The following is a 17,038-nucleotide window of genomic DNA, read 5'->3' on the forward strand; positions in this document are numbered from 1 at the left end:
TGTTCATGGGTTCCGGGTTCTTGGCTGACGCGAAGCCCCGGAATGACGGCGCGGTTCTGTCCAAAAGGCAGTATGCCTTAATCCCGCGCCAGGGCGGCGACCGGGTCCAGGCTCGCGGCGTTCCGGGCCGGCAGGAAGCCGAAGGTCAGGCCGATCAGCGTCGAGCAGGCGATGGCGACGGCGAAGGCCTCGCCCGAATAGATGAAGCTCACCTGCGAGCCCGAAGCCTCGAAGGCGAAGCCGATGGCGAGCGCCAGCCCGATGCCGAGCGCACCGCCGATGAAGCAGACGAGCGAGGCCTCGATCAGGAATTGCTGGAGGATGTCGCCACGGCGCGCACCGACAGCCATGCGCAGCCCGATCTCGCTGGTGCGCTCGATCACCGAGACCAGCATGATGTTCATCACGCCGATGCCGCCGACCAGCAGCGAGATCACCGCGATCGAGGAGATCATCAGCGTCATCGTCGCGGTCGCACTGGTGATGGTATTGCGGATCTCGTCCTGGTTCAGGATGAAGAAGTCCTTGGCGCGGTGGCGGTGGGTGAGGAGTTCCGTGACCGCTTCCTGCGCTGCCGTCATCGGCGTCTCGTCGTCGACGCGCAGGGTGATGCTGCGCAGCGAGAGGTCGCCGAGGAAGCGGCCCTGCACGGTGGTATAGGGCAGGAAGACCTGCGGGTTCTGGCTGCCGCCGAAGCCGCCCTGCTGCTGGCGGATCACGCCGACGATGCGACATGGCACGGAACCGATCAGGATGACCGTGCCGATCGGGTTCGCCGGTCCCTGCGGAAAGAGTACGCCCTGCGCATTCTCGTCGATCACCACGTCCTGCGCGAGCATGCGGACATCGGAGGCGTCAAAGAAGGAGCCGCGCGTCAGCACGCTGCCGCGCACGTCGAAATAGCGCTCGCTGACGCCGTTGACCTGCGCCGTCGCCTCGACATTGCCGAGCCGGATCGTCGCGCTGGTCGTCACCGTCGGCGTCACGCTCGCGGCATAGGGCTGGCCGGCGAGGACCTGAGCATCGAGCACGGTCAGGGTTCTGACTCGGCCGGAGCGCAGATCGCCGAAGCCGGTGCCGGGAAAGATCTCGAGCGTGTTGGTGCCGAGGCCGGAGATGTTCTGCAGGACGTTGCGTTTCGCGCCCTCGCCGAGCGCGACGACGCTGACCACGGCGGCGATGCCGATGACGATGCCGAGCATGGTCAGGGTGCTGCGCAGCTTGTGGGCGGCCATGGCGCGCACGGCCATGCCGAACGCTTCCTTCAGCCGGCCGAAGGCGGCCCGTAGGCGTCCGGCCGGCGACGGCACGGGGGAGGGGGGCGGTGCCGCCTCCGCGCGCGGAGCCGTCCGCCGGTCGGCGACGATCCTGCCGTCGCTGAGCTCGATGATGCGATGGGCGCGATTGGCGACATTCATGTCGTGGGTGACGAGAATGACGGTGTGGCCTTCGCGGTTGAGCTCCTCGATCAGCGCAAGCATCTCCTCGCCGCTCTTGCGGTCGAGCGCGCCGGTCGGCTCGTCGGCGAGGAGGACGCGCGCGCCGTTCATCAGCGCGCGGGCCACCGAGACGCGCTGCTGCTGGCCGCCTGAGAGTTCGGAGGGGCGGTGTGTCTTGCGGCTGTCGAGACCTAGGCGGTCCAACAGCGTCGCGGCGCGGCTCTCGCGCGGCCCGGGCGGGATGCCGGCATAGATCGCGGGTACTTCGACATTGGCGAGCGCCGTCAGCTCGGAGAGCAGATGATAGCGTTGGAAGACGAAGCCGAAATATTCGCGCCGCAGCCGGGCGAGCTCGTCCGGGTCGAGGTCGCGCGTCGGGCGGCCGTCGATCTCGTAGGTTCCGCCGGTCGGCCGATCGAGGCAGCCGATGATGTTCATCAGCGTCGACTTGCCGGAGCCGGACTGGCCGACGATCGCGACCATCTCGCCAGCCTCGATCACGAGATCGGCGCCATCGAGCGCGGCGACGGTCGCCTCACCCGTGCCGAAATCGCGCCGGACGCCCGCGAGACGGATGAGCGGCATGTTCATGCTCAGAACCCGAAGGGCGAGCGGGAGCGGCGCGTCGGCCGGGTCGCGTCCGCGCCGCCGCCGCTGCGGGTGGTGACGACGCGCTCGCCTGCCTTCAGGCCCGTGGTGATCTCGGCGACGATCTTGTTGTCGAGACCGACCGTGACCTTGCGCTGCTCCGCCTTGCTGTCCTCGCCGAGCACCTCGACGAAGGCATTGGGGCCGCGGCGGCGGACGGCGGTCGAGGGCACGGTGACGACGTTCTGGGCCCGGCCGACGATCACCGTGACCTGCGCGGTCATCGAGGTCAGCAGGCGGCCTTCCGGGTTCGGCACCTCGAACCAGGCATTGTAGTAGACCGCGCTCGTGCTGGAGGACGAGGAACTGCTGCTCGTGGTGGCGGAGCTGGTCATGTTCTGCGTCTTCAGCGTGTCGGGGGCCGGCTCGACGAAGGAGATCTTGCCCGGGAAACGCTGCTCCGGCGCGCCGAGCACGCTGAAATAGACCTCCTGCCCGGTCTTCACCCGCAGCACGTCGGCTTCCGAGATCTTGGCCTTGACCGTCATGGTCGAGACATCGCCGAGCACGACGATGGTCGGGGCTGACTGGACGGCATTCACCGTCTGGCCTTCCTGCGCGACAACGGCGAGCACGGTGCCGGCGCTGGGCGCGGTGATGCGGGTGTAGCCGAGATTGGCGCGGGCGGTCTCGACCTTGACCTGGCTCGACATGATCTGCGCGTCGAGCGCCTCGATCTGCGCCTGCGTCGTCGAGACGGTCATCTGCGCGTTCTCGTAGGCGTCGCGCGAGACGGCATTCTGGCCGACCATCTGCTTCTGGCGGGCGAGCACGGCCTCGGCATAGGCAAGGCTGGCGGTACGCTCGGCGCGCTGGGCCTTGAGCGCCGCGAGATCGGCTTCGGCCGAACGCAGCGCATTCTGCTGGGTGATGCTGTCGATCTCGGCGATGAGATCGCCTGCCTTCACGCTGTCGCCGAGCTTGACCTTGAGCGAAATCACGCGGCCGGTGGTCTGCGCGCCGACGCTGACCTGGCGGATGGGCTCGAGCGCGCCGGAAGCGAGCACGGCTTCCTCAACATTGCCCGTGGTTGCCTCGACACTCGGCAGGCTGACGGTTTCCGCCGGCGCGGGCTGCCGCGCCTGCCAGAGATAGTAGCCACCGACCGCCACGACGATCAGGGTGGGGAGAAGGAGGCGGCGCAGCCTCATGGTTGCGGCTCCTCTATGGGAATGAGGCGCAGACGCGGCCCGGTTTCGCCGTCGATCACGGCCGGCGCCGAGACTTCGACGGGCCTGAGCCAGCCGCCGCCGAGCGCCTTGTTGAGAGCGATGAACTGTGTCGCGAGCGTGACCTTGCTCTGGATCAGCGCCTCCTCGGCGCCGAACTGCGTACGCTGGGCTTCGAGCACGTCGAGGAAGCTCGCATTGCCGGAGGTGTAGAGTGCGCGCGAGAGCTGCGCGGCTTCGGTCGAGGCCCGGGCAGCCTCCGAGAGGCTTCCCAGCCTGATCCGCTCCTGCCGCAATCCCACCAGGCTGTCCTCGACATCCTGCAGCGCAGTCAGCACGGTCAGCCTGAACGCCGCGTCCAGCCGGTCGCGCTGGGCCCTGGCCCCATCGACGGCCGCCGCGAGCTCGCCGCCGTTGAAGATCGGCACGCTGAGGCTCGGTCCGATCGCCCAGCCGATGGCGCTGTTCTTGGCGAGGTCGCCGAGCTTGAGCGCCGAGGTCGAGATGTTGCCGGTGAGAGAAACTGATGGGTAGCGGTTGGCCTCGGCCTGGCCGATCTGCGCCGTCGCCCGGGCGAGCAGGCGCTCGGCCGAACGGACATCGGGACGGCGGCGCAGCACATCGGCGGGGATGCCGGCGCGCGGCGGGGCGGGTGTCGCGGGGACCGCGGCGGCGCGCGCAAAATAGGGCGCCATCGCCGCCGGCGGGCGGCCGGTCAGCACGGCCAAGCGATGCTGGTTCTGGGCGAGCGAGGTTTCGAGCAGGGGGATCTGCGATTCCGTGCTCGCGGCCTGCGCGGTGGCGCGGGCGGTGTCGATGGCGGAGATGTCGCCGGCGCGGAAGCGCGTGCGGGTCAGCGCCTCGGTCTCGCGCTGCGTCCTCGCCGTGCTGCGGGCCAGCGCGATCCGCGCCTGCAGGCCGCGCGCCTCGACATAGGTCGAGGCGACGTCGCCGATCAGCGTCAGCATCACCCCGTCGAGATCGTCGAAGGCAGCGTCCGTACCATAGGTCGCGGCCTCGACGGCGCGGTCGCGCGCGCCGAACAGATCGATCTCCCAGGAGGCGTCGAAGCCGGCGCGGAAGCTGTTGCGCGTCACGCCGAAGCTGCGCGAGCGTGTGGCGGAGGCGTTGCCGTCGACCTGCGGGAAGAGCGCGCCGACCGCCTGCTCGCGCGTGGCGCGAGCCTCGCGGATGCGGGCCTTGGCCTGCGCGACATCGAGATTGCCGGCAATGGCCTGCCCGATCAGCGCATTCAGCGTCGGGTCGCGCAGGCTGCGCCACCACTCGCTCGGTTTCGGCGCTTTTGGCCCACTATTCGCAGCGCTCCAGCGTTGCGGCAGCTCGAGGGCGGGTGGCGTGTAGTCCGGCCCCACGGCACAGGCACCGAGACCCAGCGCCAGGATCAATGGGGTAGCAGGGCGAATCATCGCGGCCAGAATGCCGGGAAAACCTGGGGCCGCCACCCTTTCACCCCGCCCATGCGCAATATTTCGTCCCGATGGTCATCCAGTCGGGAAGATAGCCGTTCGGACTGCCCGAGGCATTGCGACTAGATGACCATCCGGTGAGACAGCGTCTTCACGGTCATATAGTGGGCCAGCCCCTCGGCGCCGCCCTCGCGACCATAGCCGCTATCCTTGACGCCGCCGAACGGCACCTCGGCGACCGAGGCTTCCAGCGTGTTGATCGAGACGTTGCCGGCTTCGATGCCTTCCGCGAGCTGGTCGGCGCGCGCCGCCGAATGGGTGAAGCCGTAGGCGGCGAGGCCGAAGGGCAGGGAATTCGCCTTCTCGATCGCTTCCTCGACCGAGCGGACCGGGTTGATCAGCGCCATCGGGCCGAAGGGCTCTTCGCGCATGGCGCGGGCGTCGTCCGGCAGCTCGGCGATGACCGTCGGCGGGAAGAAGTAGCCGCGATTGCCGAGGCGTTCGCCGCCGGTCAGCACGCGGGCGCCGCGAGCGCGGGCATCGGCGACGAGCGCCTCCATCGCCTCGATGCGGCGGTGATTGGCGACCGGACCCATCTCGGTCTCCGCGTCGAGACCGTTGCCGACCGTCACGGCCTGCGCCTTCTCGACGAAGGCCTTGGCGAAGCGCTCGTAGATATCCTCCTGCACGAAGAAGCGGGTCGGCGACGTGCAGACTTGGCCGGCATTGCGGAGCTTGCGGGTGGCGGAGACATGCGCGGCGGCCACCGGGTCGACATCGTCGCAGACAATGACCGGGGCGTGGCCACCGAGCTCCATCAGCACCGGTGTCATGTGACGCGCCGCCAGCTCGGAGAGGTGCTTGCCGACGGTGGTCGAACCGGTGAAGGCGACGAGGCGGGTCTGCGCCTGCGGAATGAGATAGCCCGAGATCTTGGCGGGCACGCCGAAGACGAGGTTGAAGACGCCGGGCGGCACACCGGCATCGTGCAGGGCACGCGCAATATGGAGGGCGCCGGCCGGGGTCTCCTCCGCCGCCTTGATGATGATCGAGCAGCCGGCCGCAAGCGCGCCCGCGATCTTGCGGCAGGGCTGGCTCATCGGGAAATTCCAGGGCGAGAAGGCTGCGACCGTGCCGACTGGCTGGTGGGTGACGACATAGCGGATGCCGGGTTCGCTCGGCACGACGCGACCATAGGCACGCTGGCCTTCCGCCGCGTCCCATTCGAAGAACTCACAGCCGCGCACCACTTCGAGCCGGGCCTGCGCAAGTGGCTTGCCGTGCTCCAGCGTGATCGCATAGGCGATCTCCTCGACGCGCGCGCGCATCAGTGCGGCGGCCTTCAGCATGATCTCGGCGCGGGTGCGCGGTGCCGTGCGGCTCCAGACCTTGAAGCCTTCGGCGGCGGCGGCGAGCGCATCGTCGAGATCGGCATGGGAGGCGAGGGGCACCGCGCCGATAATGCTTTCGTCGGCCGGGTTGAGCACCGGCTGCTCGTCCGCCGTCTTCCGCCAGGCGCCGCCGATATAGAGCTTGAGATCGGGATAGGTCGTCATGAAAGCCTCGGCTGGCGGTGCATTCAGCGGTCTGTTCGGGTCATTTCCGCCATTCTCAAGCGGACCATAGGTGGCGGCTCATTGCGTGATCCAGTCGGCTAAATCAGATAAATTCAGATTGATCTGATTATGAATTGCGCGGGCTACCTCACCGTCAATCCGGACAAGCGGCGAAGCCGCGCCGATCCGGAATCCACCCAAGGGCGAAGCGCGTAGTCGTGGGTTCCGGGTCTCCGCTGCGCCCGGAATGACGGGAAGGTCAGCGCACCAGCGTGCGCACCCGGTTCTCGATCAGCCGGACGAGGCCGAGCGCCGTCATCTCCGAGGATTTCGGGTTCGAGGCCAGTGGCCGATTCTCGATGGCGATGTCGAGCTTGCCGAAGGCGCCGCGGGCGCTGAGCTGATGACCGTTGCCGGATGCGGCAGGGTCGGCGACGAGCTCGACGCGGGTACGATCAAGTCCGATGCCGGCGAGCGCCGAGATCACCGCGACATTGGCGTTCTGTGGGAAGCGCGAAGCGGCTTCGCGCGCGGTGCCGGAGAAGAAGGTCATGGGCTCGGTGAGCGTATCGAGAGCGGTCAGACTCTCGGCTGAGGTGCCGCGCCAGGCAGCCGGCGGCTTGACGATGCGATGCACGACCTCGTCGAGCGGCAGGAGGGCGGCTGCGGCGATGCCGTCGATGCCGGCAAGCGCGCCGGGCGGGATCAGGAGCTGGCTTCCCTGGCTGTCGGCAGAGGCGATCAGCCGGTCGAGCAGGGCGTCGTCGCAGAAGGCGCTGGTCGAGGCGATGGCGAAAGCGGGCGCATGCGCGAGCGCCGCCTCGCCCCAGATGCCGACGGCTTCGCGCCCGGCGGCTTCGACGATGAGGTCAAGATCAAGGCCGGTCAGCTCGTCCGGCGTCGTGATCAGCTTGGTGCCGGCCGGGATACCGCCTGCGGCGTCGGGGTTGCGGACAGCGATGGCGACGATGGTGATATCGCCGTTGCTTCGCTCCGCCAGCAGCTCTGCGACGCGGCGGTTGATGGCGCCCCAGCCGATCAGGGCGAGGCGCAGCGGCTTGCGCGATGGCATCGTCATCGGCCTTCCGCCGTTCGCAGGGCAAGGTCGAGCAGGGGGCCTCCGTTCAGGCCTTCCAGAAGGCTGAAATGGTGGCCAGGGCAGATCAAGGGCGCGGGCGCCTGCCATGTCGCGGCAAGCGCTGCCGATTGCGCCTTGAACGCATCGCTCTCGCCTTCGCCGACCGCGAAAGCGATCCGCGTCGATTGCGGGCGGGGCTGGACAATCGGGCTGAGCCGGGTCGCACGCGCCGCATCGTCGAGGCCGAGCAGGCGGCCGAGCGGCAGGTGGCTGACCGGCCTCAGGTCGTAGAGGCCGGAGAGCAGCAGGGCCGAGGCGATGGGCGGGGCATCCTGCGCGCAGAGCGCCATGGCGGCGAGGTGACCGCCGGCGGAATGGCCGGAGACGTGCAGGCGAGTGGCATCGAGGCCGAGCGCATCGGCTTCGCGCGCGAGAAAGTTCAGCGCTGCCACGCTCTGGGCGATGCTCGCTTCCAGCGGGGTATCCGGAGCCAGACCGTAATTGGGCATGGCGACGGCATAGCCGGCATCGAGCAAGCTGTGAGCGAACTGGGCATGCTGGGCCTTGTCCGAGGCCTGCCAGTAACCGCCATGGATGAAGACGAAGATTGGTGCCCGCTTCGCACCGGCCGGGCGATAGAGGTCGAGTGTTTCGAAGCGGCTTGGGCCATAGGCGAGGTCGAAACCGCCGTGGCGGGCGCGGAAGGCTTCGCCGTCGCGGCTCCATTGCCGGAACAGCGCCTTCATGTCGGCCTGCAGGCGCGGACTGTATTGCCGGCCGAGCTCGCGCAGCGTGTAGCCGTCGACGAGCGTGTCGGGCAGCGGCTGAGCGTCGGCATGGCGGGCGCGGATGGTCAGGCCGGCCTCGCCCCTGGGCTGAAGCCGGATCGGCGGGCGGAAGCCGGCGAAGACCTCACGCCAGACGAGTTCGATGGCGGGGCGGGAGAGGTGGAAGGCCTCGGGCCGGTCGCTCTCCCAGACCATCTCGCGCAGATGATGCGGGCCGCAGCCGGCGGCGACGAGCCCGGCGAGGATGTCGCTCAGCGCGTCGCGCAGCGCCTCGATCGGGTCAGGCTCCGCACTATGCGCGACGATCTCGTGCAGTTCCGTTTCAGACGCCGACATAGCGATGCACCAGCTCCGCATTGGCCGCGAGATCGGCGCTCGACCCCGACCAGACCGTGCGGCCCTTCTCGATGATGTAGTGCCGGTTGGCGATGCGCCTGAGCACGTTGATGTTCTTGTCGATCAGCAGGATCGACTGGCCCTGCGCCTTCAGCGCCTCGATGCAGCCCCAGATCTCGGCGCGGATCACCGGGGCGAGGCCTTCCGTCGCCTCGTCGAGGATCAGCAGCTTCGGATTGGTCATCAGCGCGCGGCCGACCGCGAGCATCTGCTGTTCACCGCCGGAGAGGGTGCGGGCCGATTGCCCGGCACGCTCCTGCAGGCGGGGGAAGAGGGCGTAGACCCGCTCCAGCGTCCAGGGCGAGGAGCGCTTCAGCCGGTTCGAGGCGGTGGCGACGAGGTTTTCGCGGACGCTGAGCGTCGGGAAGACCTGTCGGCCTTCCGGCACGAGGCCGATGCCGAAGCGGGCGATCTTCTCGGGCGCGATGCCGGAGATGGCGCGCCCATCGAAGCGGATGTCGCCGCTTTTCGGCGCGAGCAGGCCCATGATCGAGCGGACCGTCGTGGTCTTGCCCATGCCGTTGCGGCCGAGCAGGGTCACGACCTCGCCCTCGGCGATGTCGAGGGCGACGTCGAACAGCACCTGGCTCCTGCCATAGGCCGATTGCAGGTTGCGCACGCTCAGCATCAGGCGTCTCCCTCGCCGAGATAGGCGGTGCGCACCTCCGGATTGTTCCGGATTTCCTCGGCCGTGCCGGTGGCGATGACGCGGCCATAGACCAACACGGAGATGCGGTCGGCCAGCGCGAAGACGGCGTCCATGTCGTGCTCGACCAGCAGCATGGTGACGCGGCCCTTGAGCGCGGAGAGCATCGCGACCATCTGCTCGCTCTCGGCATGGCCCAAGCCCGCCATTGGCTCGTCGAGCAACAGCAGGCGGGGCTCGCAGGCGAGCGCGATCGCGAATTCGAGCTGCTTCTGCTCGCCATGAGAGAGGTCGGCGACCTTCACCTCGGCGCGGTGGCTCAGGCCAGCGGTCGCGAGATGCTGGCGCGCGCGACCGCGCAGGGTTTCGTCGCGCCGCGCATTGCCGAAGAAGCGGAAGCTGTGGCCGTCATGGGCCTGCACGGCGAGCGCGACATTGTCGAGCATCGAGAAGTCCGGCAGCAGCTGGTTGATCTGGAAGGTGCGGGCGAGGCCGCGCTTGACGCGCTGCGGCGTCGACAAGGCGTCGATCTCCTCGCCGGAAAGCCTGATCGCGCCCTCGTCATGGGTCAGTTCGCCGAAGAGCTGGGTGAGCAGCGTCGTCTTGCCGGCACCGTTGGGGCCGATCAGCGCATGGATCTCGCCGTCGCGCACGTCGAGATCGACGCCGTCGGTGGCGATGAGCCCGCCGAAGCGCTTGCGCAGGCCGCGCACGGAGAGGAGCGCAGGTGTTGCATCCATTCCAGTCATGGCGCGCTCCTGCCGAGGCCGAGCCTGCCGATCAGCCCGTTGAGTCCGCCATGGGTGAAGAGCACGACGAGCAGCAGGATCGGCCCGAGCGCGAGCTGCCAATGCTCGGTCCAACCGGTCAGCACGGTCTCGAGGATGACGAGCGCGGCCGCGCCCAAAAGCGGGCCGAGCAGCGTGCCGACGCCGCCGAGGATGACCATGATCATCAGCTCGCCGGACTTGGTCCAGTGCAGCATGTCGGGGCTGACGAAGCGCAGATAATTCGCCATCAGCGCGCCGGCGAGGCCGGCACCCATGCCGGAGATGACGAAGGCGGCGAGCTTGTAGCGATAGGGCGCGATGCCGATCGCGGCCATGCGCCGCTCGTTCTGGCGGATGCCGGCCAGCACCATGCCGAAGCGCGAGCCGACGATGCGCCAGAGCACCAGGAAGACCAGTGCCGCGACGACCAGGCAGATGAAGTAGAAGGTGGTGTCGTCGCGGGTGTTGAGATCAAAGAGCGCATTGCGGCGGCGGATCGTCATGCCGTCGTCGCCGCCATAGGCTTTGAGCGAAACGAAGAGGAAGAACAGCATCTGCGCGAAGGCGAGCGTGATCATGATGAACTGCACGCCGCTGGTGCGCAGCGACAGCGCGCCGATGATGCAGGCGAAGAGGCCGGCGACGAGGATGGCCGCCGGCAGCGTCACCAGAAGCTGGTCGGTGCCGGGGATGAAGCCGAGGAAGAGCGCGTCGTCCATGAGAGTGCGGTAGAGGATGCCGACAGCATAGCCGCCGATGCCGAAAAAGGCGGCGTGGCCGAAGGAGACCATCCCTCCGAAGCCCAGTGCGAGATTGAGGCTGGCGGCGGCGATGGCATAGATCAGGACGCGCGTCGCCAGCGGCACCAGCGCCGGCTGGCCGAGCGCCTTGACCACGAACGGCAGGGCGATCAGCGCGACGGCAAGGACGAGCAACGCGATGATGCGGCCCAGCACGGGCGTAGCCGCGTGCGTGCGGGTGATGGCGTCGTCAGACATGAGCGGGGAACAGTCCCTTCGGCCGCACCAGCAGCACGATCGCCATGAGCAGGTAGATGCCCATCGAGGCGAGGCCGGCGCCGAGCGCGTCGGCCTCCGAGCCGGTCATGACGTGCCGCAGCAGGCCGGGCGTGAAGGCGCGTAGCGAGGTGTCGACGAGGCCGACGATCAGCGCGCCGAAGAAGGCGCCGCGGATCGAGCCGACGCCGCCGATCACCACCACGACGAAGGTCATGATCAGGATCTGCTCGCCCATGCCGACCTGCACGGCGAGGATCGGCCCGGCCATCAGCCCGGCGAGGCCGGCGAGCAGGGCGCCGAGCCCGAAGACGGCGGTGTAGAGCAGGCGGATATCGACGCCGAGCGCGCGCACCATCTCGCGATGGGTGGCGCCGGCCCGCACCAGCATGCCGACGCGGGTGCGGTTGATCAGGAGATAGAGGCCGAGGGCGACGAGCAGGCCGACGGCAATGATCGCGAGGCGATAGACCGGGTAGGTCAGCCCGGGCAGGAGCTGGACCGAGCCGTTCAGCACTGGAGGCACCGAGACGAAAAGGGGATGGCGCCCGAACAGCAGCGTCACGCTCTGGTTGAAGATCAGGATCAGGGCGAAGGTCGCCAGCACCTGGTCGAGATGGTCCCGCGCATAGAGCCGGCGCAGCACGACGAGCTCCATCACCATGCCGGTGACGGCGGCGGCAGTCAGCCCTGCCAGCACGGCGAGCAGGAAGGAGCCGGTCTGCGCGGCGGCGAAGGCGGCGGTATAGGCGCCGACCATATAGAGCGAGCCATGGGCGAGGTTGATCACGCCCATGATGCCGAAGATCAGCGTCAGCCCGGCAGCGAGCAGGAACAGCATCACGCCGAACTGCAGGCCGTTGAGCAATTGTTCGAGAACGAGCGTCATTGTGGCTGAAGCCAGAGGGCCCTGAGGTAGATGGAAACACCACTATCATTCCGGGGCTTCGCCTTGGCGAAGAGCCTGGAATCCATCAGCGGTGCGATATTTCCAGAAGCGTCATGCTCGCCCCTGTGGCGAGCATCCACGTCTTGAACACCGACCTCGATGGAGCAAGACGTGGATGGTCGGGACAAGCCCGACCATGACGGAAACGTAGCATGCTGGCTGTGAGCCAGTGTGTGCCGCTTCAGAGCTTGCAGTCCTTGGCGTAGACGTCGCTGTGGTTGCTTAGCACCTTCCCGGACGTCTTCAGGACCGGCGTGCCGTCAGCGGCCTTCTCGACCTTGAGGGCGTACCAATCCTGCACCGGGTGCTGGTTCGGGCCGAACTTGAAGGCGCCGCGCACCGATTGGAAGTCCGCCTTGGCGAGCGCCTTGCGCAGCGCGGGCACGTCGGTCTTGCCGCCGGTCGCCTTCAGGGCGGAGGCGATGGCGAGCGCGGTGTCGTAGCCCTGGCTGGCATAATAGGTCGGTGCGCGGTTATAGGCCTTGGTCCAGGCCTCCATGAACTTCTTGTTGGCCGGGTTGTCGAAATCCGAGTTCCAGTGCGCGGTGACGCTGAGGCCGAGCGCGGCTTCGCCGACCGCCTTCAGCGTGGTGGCGTCGAGCGAGGGCTCGGCCAGCACCATCGGCACCTTCCCGAGCAGGCCGGCCTGCTGGTACTGGCGCAGGAAGGCGATGCCGAGGCCGCCCGGGTGGAACTGGAAGACGACGTCGGGATTGGCCGAGCGGATCTGCGCCATTTCCGGCGCGAAGTCGGTCTGGTCGAGGCGGGTATAGACCTCGCCGACGACCTCGCCCTTGAACAGGCGCTTGAAGCCGGTCAGCGCATCCTTGCCGGCCTGGTAGTTCGGGGCGAGGATGAAGGCCTTCTTGTAGCCGAGATTGGTGGCGTACTGGCCGGCGCTCTCATGCAGGCTGTCATTCTGCCAGGCGACGACGAAATAGTTCTCATTGCACTCCTTGCCGGCGAAGTTCGACGGCGCGGCGTTGGGGCTCACATAGAGCGCGCCGGAATCGACGATGTCGGGAACGGTCGCGCCGGCGACGTTCGAGAAGACGATGCCGGTCATGATCTTGATGCCGTCGGTCTTCAGCATCTTCTCGGCGATCTGCTTGCCCTGGCCGGGCTTGAGCGCGTCGTCCTCAACCACGAGCTCGACCGGCACGCCGCCGAGCTTGCCGCCCTCCATGTCGATGGCGAGCTTGAAAGCGTCGCGGATGTCCTGGCCGAGATAGCCGCCCGGGCCCGAAAGCGTGGTGATCATGCCGATCTTGATCGGCTGCTGGGCGAGGGCGGTGGTCGCCGCCAGCGAGGCGGCGATGCCGAAGAGCAATCCGCGCAATTTCATCATGGACTCCAGTTGTTCCGTTCGGCCTCTGAAATGGTTCGACGCGGCGTTTCTGCGCCGCCGCGCTTATGCGTGGTCTGACGACAAGCGCCGCCCGAGCGGGCGGCGCCTGCAGCATGGCATCACAGGCAGACCCAGCCCGCCGGCGGTTCCTTGCCCGGGTGCAAGGTGCCGCAATGCGGGCAGGTGCGGGCCTGCTCGTTGCCGTAAAAGGCACGGTAGAGCGGCGGCAGATCGTCGACAATGCTGACGAGGTCGACCTCCACACGATGGACGAGGCCCTGGCAGTTGAAGCAGTACCATTCGAAGGCGTCGAGCCAGCCTTCCGGCCGCTTCGGCTCGATGACGAGACCGATCGAGCCCTCCTGCGGGCGCTGCGGCGAGTGGCGTACATGCGGCGGCAGCAGGAAGATGTCGCCCTCGCGGATCGTCACGTCGTAGTGCTTTCCGTTGTCGACCAGCTTGAGCATCATGTCGCCCTTGAGCTGGTAGAAGAACTCCTCGACGGGGTCGTCATGATAGTCGGTGCGCTGGTTGGGGCCGCCGACGACCGTCACCATCAGATCCGAATCGGTCCAGACCTGCTGGTTGCCGACCGGCGGCTTGAGCAGGTGCTTGTGCTCCTCGATCCAGTTGTTGAAGTTGAAGGCCTTCAGCCGTCCTTCGGTCGCCATCTCTCCACCTCTCCCGTTGTCGTCTCGAATCTCGTTCAGCCGGCCTTGGCCATTGGTGCATTGCCGAGCTTCAAGCCGCAGCTCTCGAAGGCGGCGCGCGTCGCGGCCTTTTCGGCCTCTGTCAGCTCCAGCATCGGCGGACGGACGCGCCCGCCGACCTGGCCGAGCAGCTCCTGCCAGTATTTCTGGTGGGCATGCGGCTTCTCTGCGGGCCGCGTGCCGCGCAGCGCCTCGCGCACCGGGTTCAGGCTGTCGCGCACGGCGCGGGCCTTCTCGGCCTCGCCGCGGAAGGCGAGGTCGGTGTATTCGCGCATGCGCAGGTCGTTCGCCGTCTGGATGAGGTAGGGCGGCGAGGAGCAGAGATAGAGCTGCCAGCCGAGCTCGAGGATATTGTCGAGCCACTCCTCCTCGGAGGCGGTGCTGACCAGGATGCGGTCGCCGGCGAGGCGGGTGAGTTCCGCATACATCGGCCGCGGCACGCTGTACTTGATCGCGACGACGTTCTCGATGTCGGCCAGCCGGTTGCAGAGCTGTGGCGAGAGCAGATAGCCCGAGTCCGGATGGCTCCAGAGCGCGATGCCGATGTCGACCTTCTCGGCGATGGTCCGGTAGTACTCGTAGACCGTCTCGTCCTGCGCCTTGAAGAAATGCAGCACGGGTGCGTGCACGACGATGTAGTCGGCGCCGACCTTCTGGGCGTGGCGGGCGAGATCGATCACCACGTCCATGTTCTGGTCGGAGCAGGACATGATCGTCTGGCCGCGCTCGGCGCTGGCCTCGACCGCCAGTTCGAAGCTGCGCTTGCGCTCCTCCAACGACATCGCGAAGAACTCGCCCTGCTTGCCGGCGATGAACAGCCCGTCGATCTTCAGATCGTCGAGCCAGTGGCGGATGTTCTGCCGGAAACCGTCCTCGTCGATCGCGAGCGAGCCGGTGAAGGGGGTGAGCGCGGCCGCCCAGATGCCCTTCATATGGGCGCGGGCATAGGCCTTGGCGTCCTTCTTGGCGTATTTCATGGAGCCTCACCCTCGCATTCCGGCACGGTCCGGGCAGGGGGGCGGCGATGGCGGAGCCGGCCTTCAGCCGTCCATCCGCGCTGCCGCCTTCCGCGTCCCCGCCTGGCGTCGCCCCGCATCCGATGGGGGCGATGAGGAATGATGGCATGACAGGCGGGGTATACAGCAACTCGTAACATTCGTATGAATTCGGAAGCTGTCCTTATAAATCGGGTATCTCATGGCGATCACGCTGCGCCAGATCCAGGCCTTCCTCGCGGTGACCGAGCAGGGCACCTTCACCAAGGCGGCGGAGCGACTGCACATGGCGCAACCGGCGCTGTCCCAGTTGGTGCGCGAACTGGAGCGGGAACTCGGTATCCGGGTGCTCGACCGCACGACGCGCCGCGTCGAGCTGACAGAGGGCGGGCGCGAGTTCCACGGCGCGGCGCTGAAGATCGTGCAGGACCTCGACACGGCGGTGCAGAACGCCAACGGGCTGGCGGAGCGCCGGCGCGGGCGCATCGTCGTGGCGGTGCCGCCGCTGCTTGCCGCCGTCATCATGCCGCCGACCATCGCCGCTCTGCACGAGAAGCACCCCAGCCTCCAGGTCGCGATCATCGATGCGCGCAACGACCTCGTCGTCGAAGCCGTGCGCTTCGGCCGGGCGGATTGCGGGGTCGGCACCTTCTCGGCGCTGGAGGACAATATCGAGCGCACGCCGCTCGCCCGCGACAGCCTGATGCTGTTCTGCGCGCGCGACAGCCGATTCGCCGGGCAGGAGAATCTGCTCTGGCGTGACCTCGCGGAGGAGCCGCTGATCACGCTCACCCGCGACAGCGGCATCCGCCTGCTGGTCGAAGTCGGCTACGAGAGCGCCGAGATCACGCTGAAGCCCGCCTATGAGGTGGCGCAGATCACCACGGCGCTGGCGCTCGTCGAGGCCGGTCTCGGCATCGCGGTACTGCCGACCTATGCGCGGGCCGTCGCGCCGGCGGGTGTCATCGCCCGGCCGCTGGTCGAGCCTTCGATCGCGCGCGACATTGTCATGATCCGGCCGAGCGGGCGCTCCGTTTCCCCGGCGCTCTCGGCCTTCGAGACGCTGCTGCGCCGCTTCGTGCGCCAGCTCGCGCCGAGCGAGGCGGGCTGAGATCGGAGCACCGCCATAAGCGGCAAAAAGCAAAAAGGCCGCCCGGTGAGGCGGCCTTTCGTCCCTGTATTGCAAGGGCATCAAATGGTGGGCGCGACAGGGATCGAACCTGTGACCCCTACGATGTCAACGTAGTGCTCTCCCGCTGAGCTACGCGCCCGTTCGCCGCTGAAAGCGACTTCCGGTAGCGTGTCCGGGCCGTGTCGGCCGCGATCACGCTGCGAGGTGAGGGGGCTATAGCGGCTCGCCTCGCAGCTTGCAAGGCGTTTGCCGCATAAATTCTACGAGGCTGTTGGCATCTCTGACTGCCGCGGTCGACTGGTGGCGCTTTCTGCGCTTCCGGTGCTCACGTACAAACTTGCGCTCCGCTCCGGTTCTCGAAAACACCGCCATTCGACACGCCGCAGCGCGATGCCAAACAGCCTCTCAAGCCGCCAACAGCTTCTCGACTTCGTTGACGAGCTCGCGCAGATGGAAGGGCTTGGAGAGCACCTTCGCATCCTTCGGCGTCTGCGAATCGGGGTTGAGCGCGACGGCGGCGAAGCCGGTGATGAACATCACCTTGATGTCGGGATCGAGCTCGGTGGCGCGGCGCGCCAGCTCGATGCCGTCCATCTCCGGCATGACGATGTCGGTCAAAAGCAGCTCGAACGGCTCCTCGCGGAGGCGGTTATAGGCCGACAGGCCGTTGTCGAAGGAAGCGACGTCGTAGCCCGCATTCTGCAGGGCCTTGACCAGGAAGCGACGCATGTCGTTGTCGTCTTCCGCGAGCAGTATCTTCGTCATGGGCCTGTTCTGTCCGTCCCTGAGGCCTGTGTTTCGATGCGTTTGGCGCCCGTGCCACCGCCGGGCCTGGAACGGCTGGGTACTCACCCGTCCGCGCAGTTGGAACCATGCGCTTCTATAAGGCAGCATCATGGTAAACAACGGGTGAATCCCGGCATGGATTTCCACGGCTTCACAACGTCGCTTCAACCGGCCGGGTTTGTGTG

The 17,038-nt window shown here is 67.5% G+C and carries 15 protein-coding genes and 1 tRNA gene; 1 reads left to right on the forward strand and 15 read right to left on the reverse strand.

What is annotated here, in order from left to right; genetic code table 11:
• Window positions 1-77: 77 nt before the first annotated feature.
• The 13 genes from FQV39_RS24885 to FQV39_RS24945 form a co-directional block, all read right to left on the reverse strand.
• Window positions 78-2,030, reverse strand: coding sequence for a MacB family efflux pump subunit (locus tag FQV39_RS24885; protein ID WP_149132730.1), 1,953 nt, complete (start codon window positions 2,028-2,030; stop codon window positions 78-80).
• Between the two features lie 2 nt (window positions 2,031-2,032).
• Complete coding sequence (locus FQV39_RS24890) at window positions 2,033-3,238, reverse strand: efflux RND transporter periplasmic adaptor subunit (RefSeq protein ID WP_149132731.1); 1,206 nt, start codon at window positions 3,236-3,238, stop codon at window positions 2,033-2,035.
• Window positions 3,235-4,683 (reverse strand): efflux transporter outer membrane subunit, encoded by a 1,449-nt coding sequence (locus tag FQV39_RS24895; protein WP_149132732.1) that lies wholly within the window; start codon window positions 4,681-4,683, stop codon window positions 3,235-3,237. The genes FQV39_RS24890 and FQV39_RS24895 overlap by 4 nt, the downstream gene beginning before the upstream one ends.
• Window positions 4,684-4,805: 122 nt before the next feature.
• Window positions 4,806-6,239, reverse strand: a complete 1,434-nt coding sequence (locus tag FQV39_RS24900; protein ID WP_149132733.1) for an NAD-dependent succinate-semialdehyde dehydrogenase — start codon at window positions 6,237-6,239, stop codon at window positions 4,806-4,808.
• 259 nt (window positions 6,240-6,498) lie between these two features.
• A complete protein-coding gene (locus tag FQV39_RS24905) occupies window positions 6,499-7,317 on the reverse strand; it encodes an aspartate dehydrogenase (RefSeq protein WP_248313135.1) in 819 nt (272 codons plus the stop codon).
• Window positions 7,314-8,441, reverse strand: coding sequence for an alpha/beta hydrolase (locus tag FQV39_RS24910; protein WP_187640057.1), 1,128 nt, complete (start codon window positions 8,439-8,441; stop codon window positions 7,314-7,316). Before FQV39_RS24910 ends, FQV39_RS24905 begins: the two co-directional genes overlap by 4 nt.
• Window positions 8,428-9,129 (reverse strand): ABC transporter ATP-binding protein, encoded by a 702-nt coding sequence (locus tag FQV39_RS24915; RefSeq protein WP_149132735.1) that lies wholly within the window; start codon window positions 9,127-9,129, stop codon window positions 8,428-8,430. The genes FQV39_RS24910 and FQV39_RS24915 overlap by 14 nt, the downstream gene beginning before the upstream one ends.
• Entirely contained in the window at window positions 9,129-9,896 is a 768-nt protein-coding gene (locus FQV39_RS24920; RefSeq protein WP_149132736.1) for an ABC transporter ATP-binding protein, read from the reverse strand. The genes FQV39_RS24915 and FQV39_RS24920 overlap by 1 nt, the downstream gene beginning before the upstream one ends.
• Complete coding sequence (locus FQV39_RS24925; RefSeq protein ID WP_187640058.1) at window positions 9,893-10,915, reverse strand: branched-chain amino acid ABC transporter permease; 1,023 nt, start codon at window positions 10,913-10,915, stop codon at window positions 9,893-9,895. Before FQV39_RS24925 ends, FQV39_RS24920 begins: the two co-directional genes overlap by 4 nt.
• Window positions 10,908-11,822, reverse strand: a complete 915-nt coding sequence (locus FQV39_RS24930) for a branched-chain amino acid ABC transporter permease (RefSeq protein ID WP_149132737.1) — start codon at window positions 11,820-11,822, stop codon at window positions 10,908-10,910. Before FQV39_RS24930 ends, FQV39_RS24925 begins: the two co-directional genes overlap by 8 nt.
• A gap of 241 nt (window positions 11,823-12,063) precedes the next feature.
• The gene (locus FQV39_RS24935; protein WP_149134028.1) at window positions 12,064-13,227 is read right to left on the reverse strand and encodes an ABC transporter substrate-binding protein; all 1,164 of its coding nucleotides are present in this window, start codon (window positions 13,225-13,227) and stop codon (window positions 12,064-12,066) included.
• Between the two features lie 122 nt (window positions 13,228-13,349).
• Window positions 13,350-13,901, reverse strand: a complete 552-nt coding sequence (locus FQV39_RS24940; protein ID WP_149132738.1) for a 3-hydroxyanthranilate 3,4-dioxygenase — start codon at window positions 13,899-13,901, stop codon at window positions 13,350-13,352.
• A 35-nt stretch (window positions 13,902-13,936) separates the two neighbouring features.
• Window positions 13,937-14,917, reverse strand: a complete 981-nt coding sequence (locus FQV39_RS24945) for a dihydrodipicolinate synthase family protein (protein WP_149132739.1) — start codon at window positions 14,915-14,917, stop codon at window positions 13,937-13,939.
• Between the two features lie 220 nt (window positions 14,918-15,137).
• Here FQV39_RS24945 and FQV39_RS24950 point away from each other — a divergent pair, with 220 nt between their 5' ends.
• Complete coding sequence (locus FQV39_RS24950) at window positions 15,138-16,046, forward strand: LysR family transcriptional regulator (protein ID WP_149132740.1); 909 nt, start codon at window positions 15,138-15,140, stop codon at window positions 16,044-16,046.
• An 85-nt stretch (window positions 16,047-16,131) separates the two neighbouring features.
• Here the strand turns inward: FQV39_RS24950 and FQV39_RS24955 are convergent.
• Window positions 16,132-16,206: transfer RNA gene (locus FQV39_RS24955), tRNA-Val, on the reverse strand.
• 266 nt (window positions 16,207-16,472) lie between these two features.
• Window positions 16,473-16,832 carry a cell cycle two-component system response regulator CpdR gene (cpdR, locus tag FQV39_RS24960; protein WP_038363805.1) on the reverse strand — a complete coding sequence of 120 codons (360 nt, stop codon included), beginning with the start codon at window positions 16,830-16,832 and terminating at the stop codon, window positions 16,473-16,475.
• Window positions 16,833-17,038: the final 206 nt, after the last annotated feature.

It is taken from the genome of Bosea sp. F3-2 (assembly GCF_008253865.1).
GTDB lineage: Bacteria > Pseudomonadota > Alphaproteobacteria > Rhizobiales > Beijerinckiaceae > Allobosea.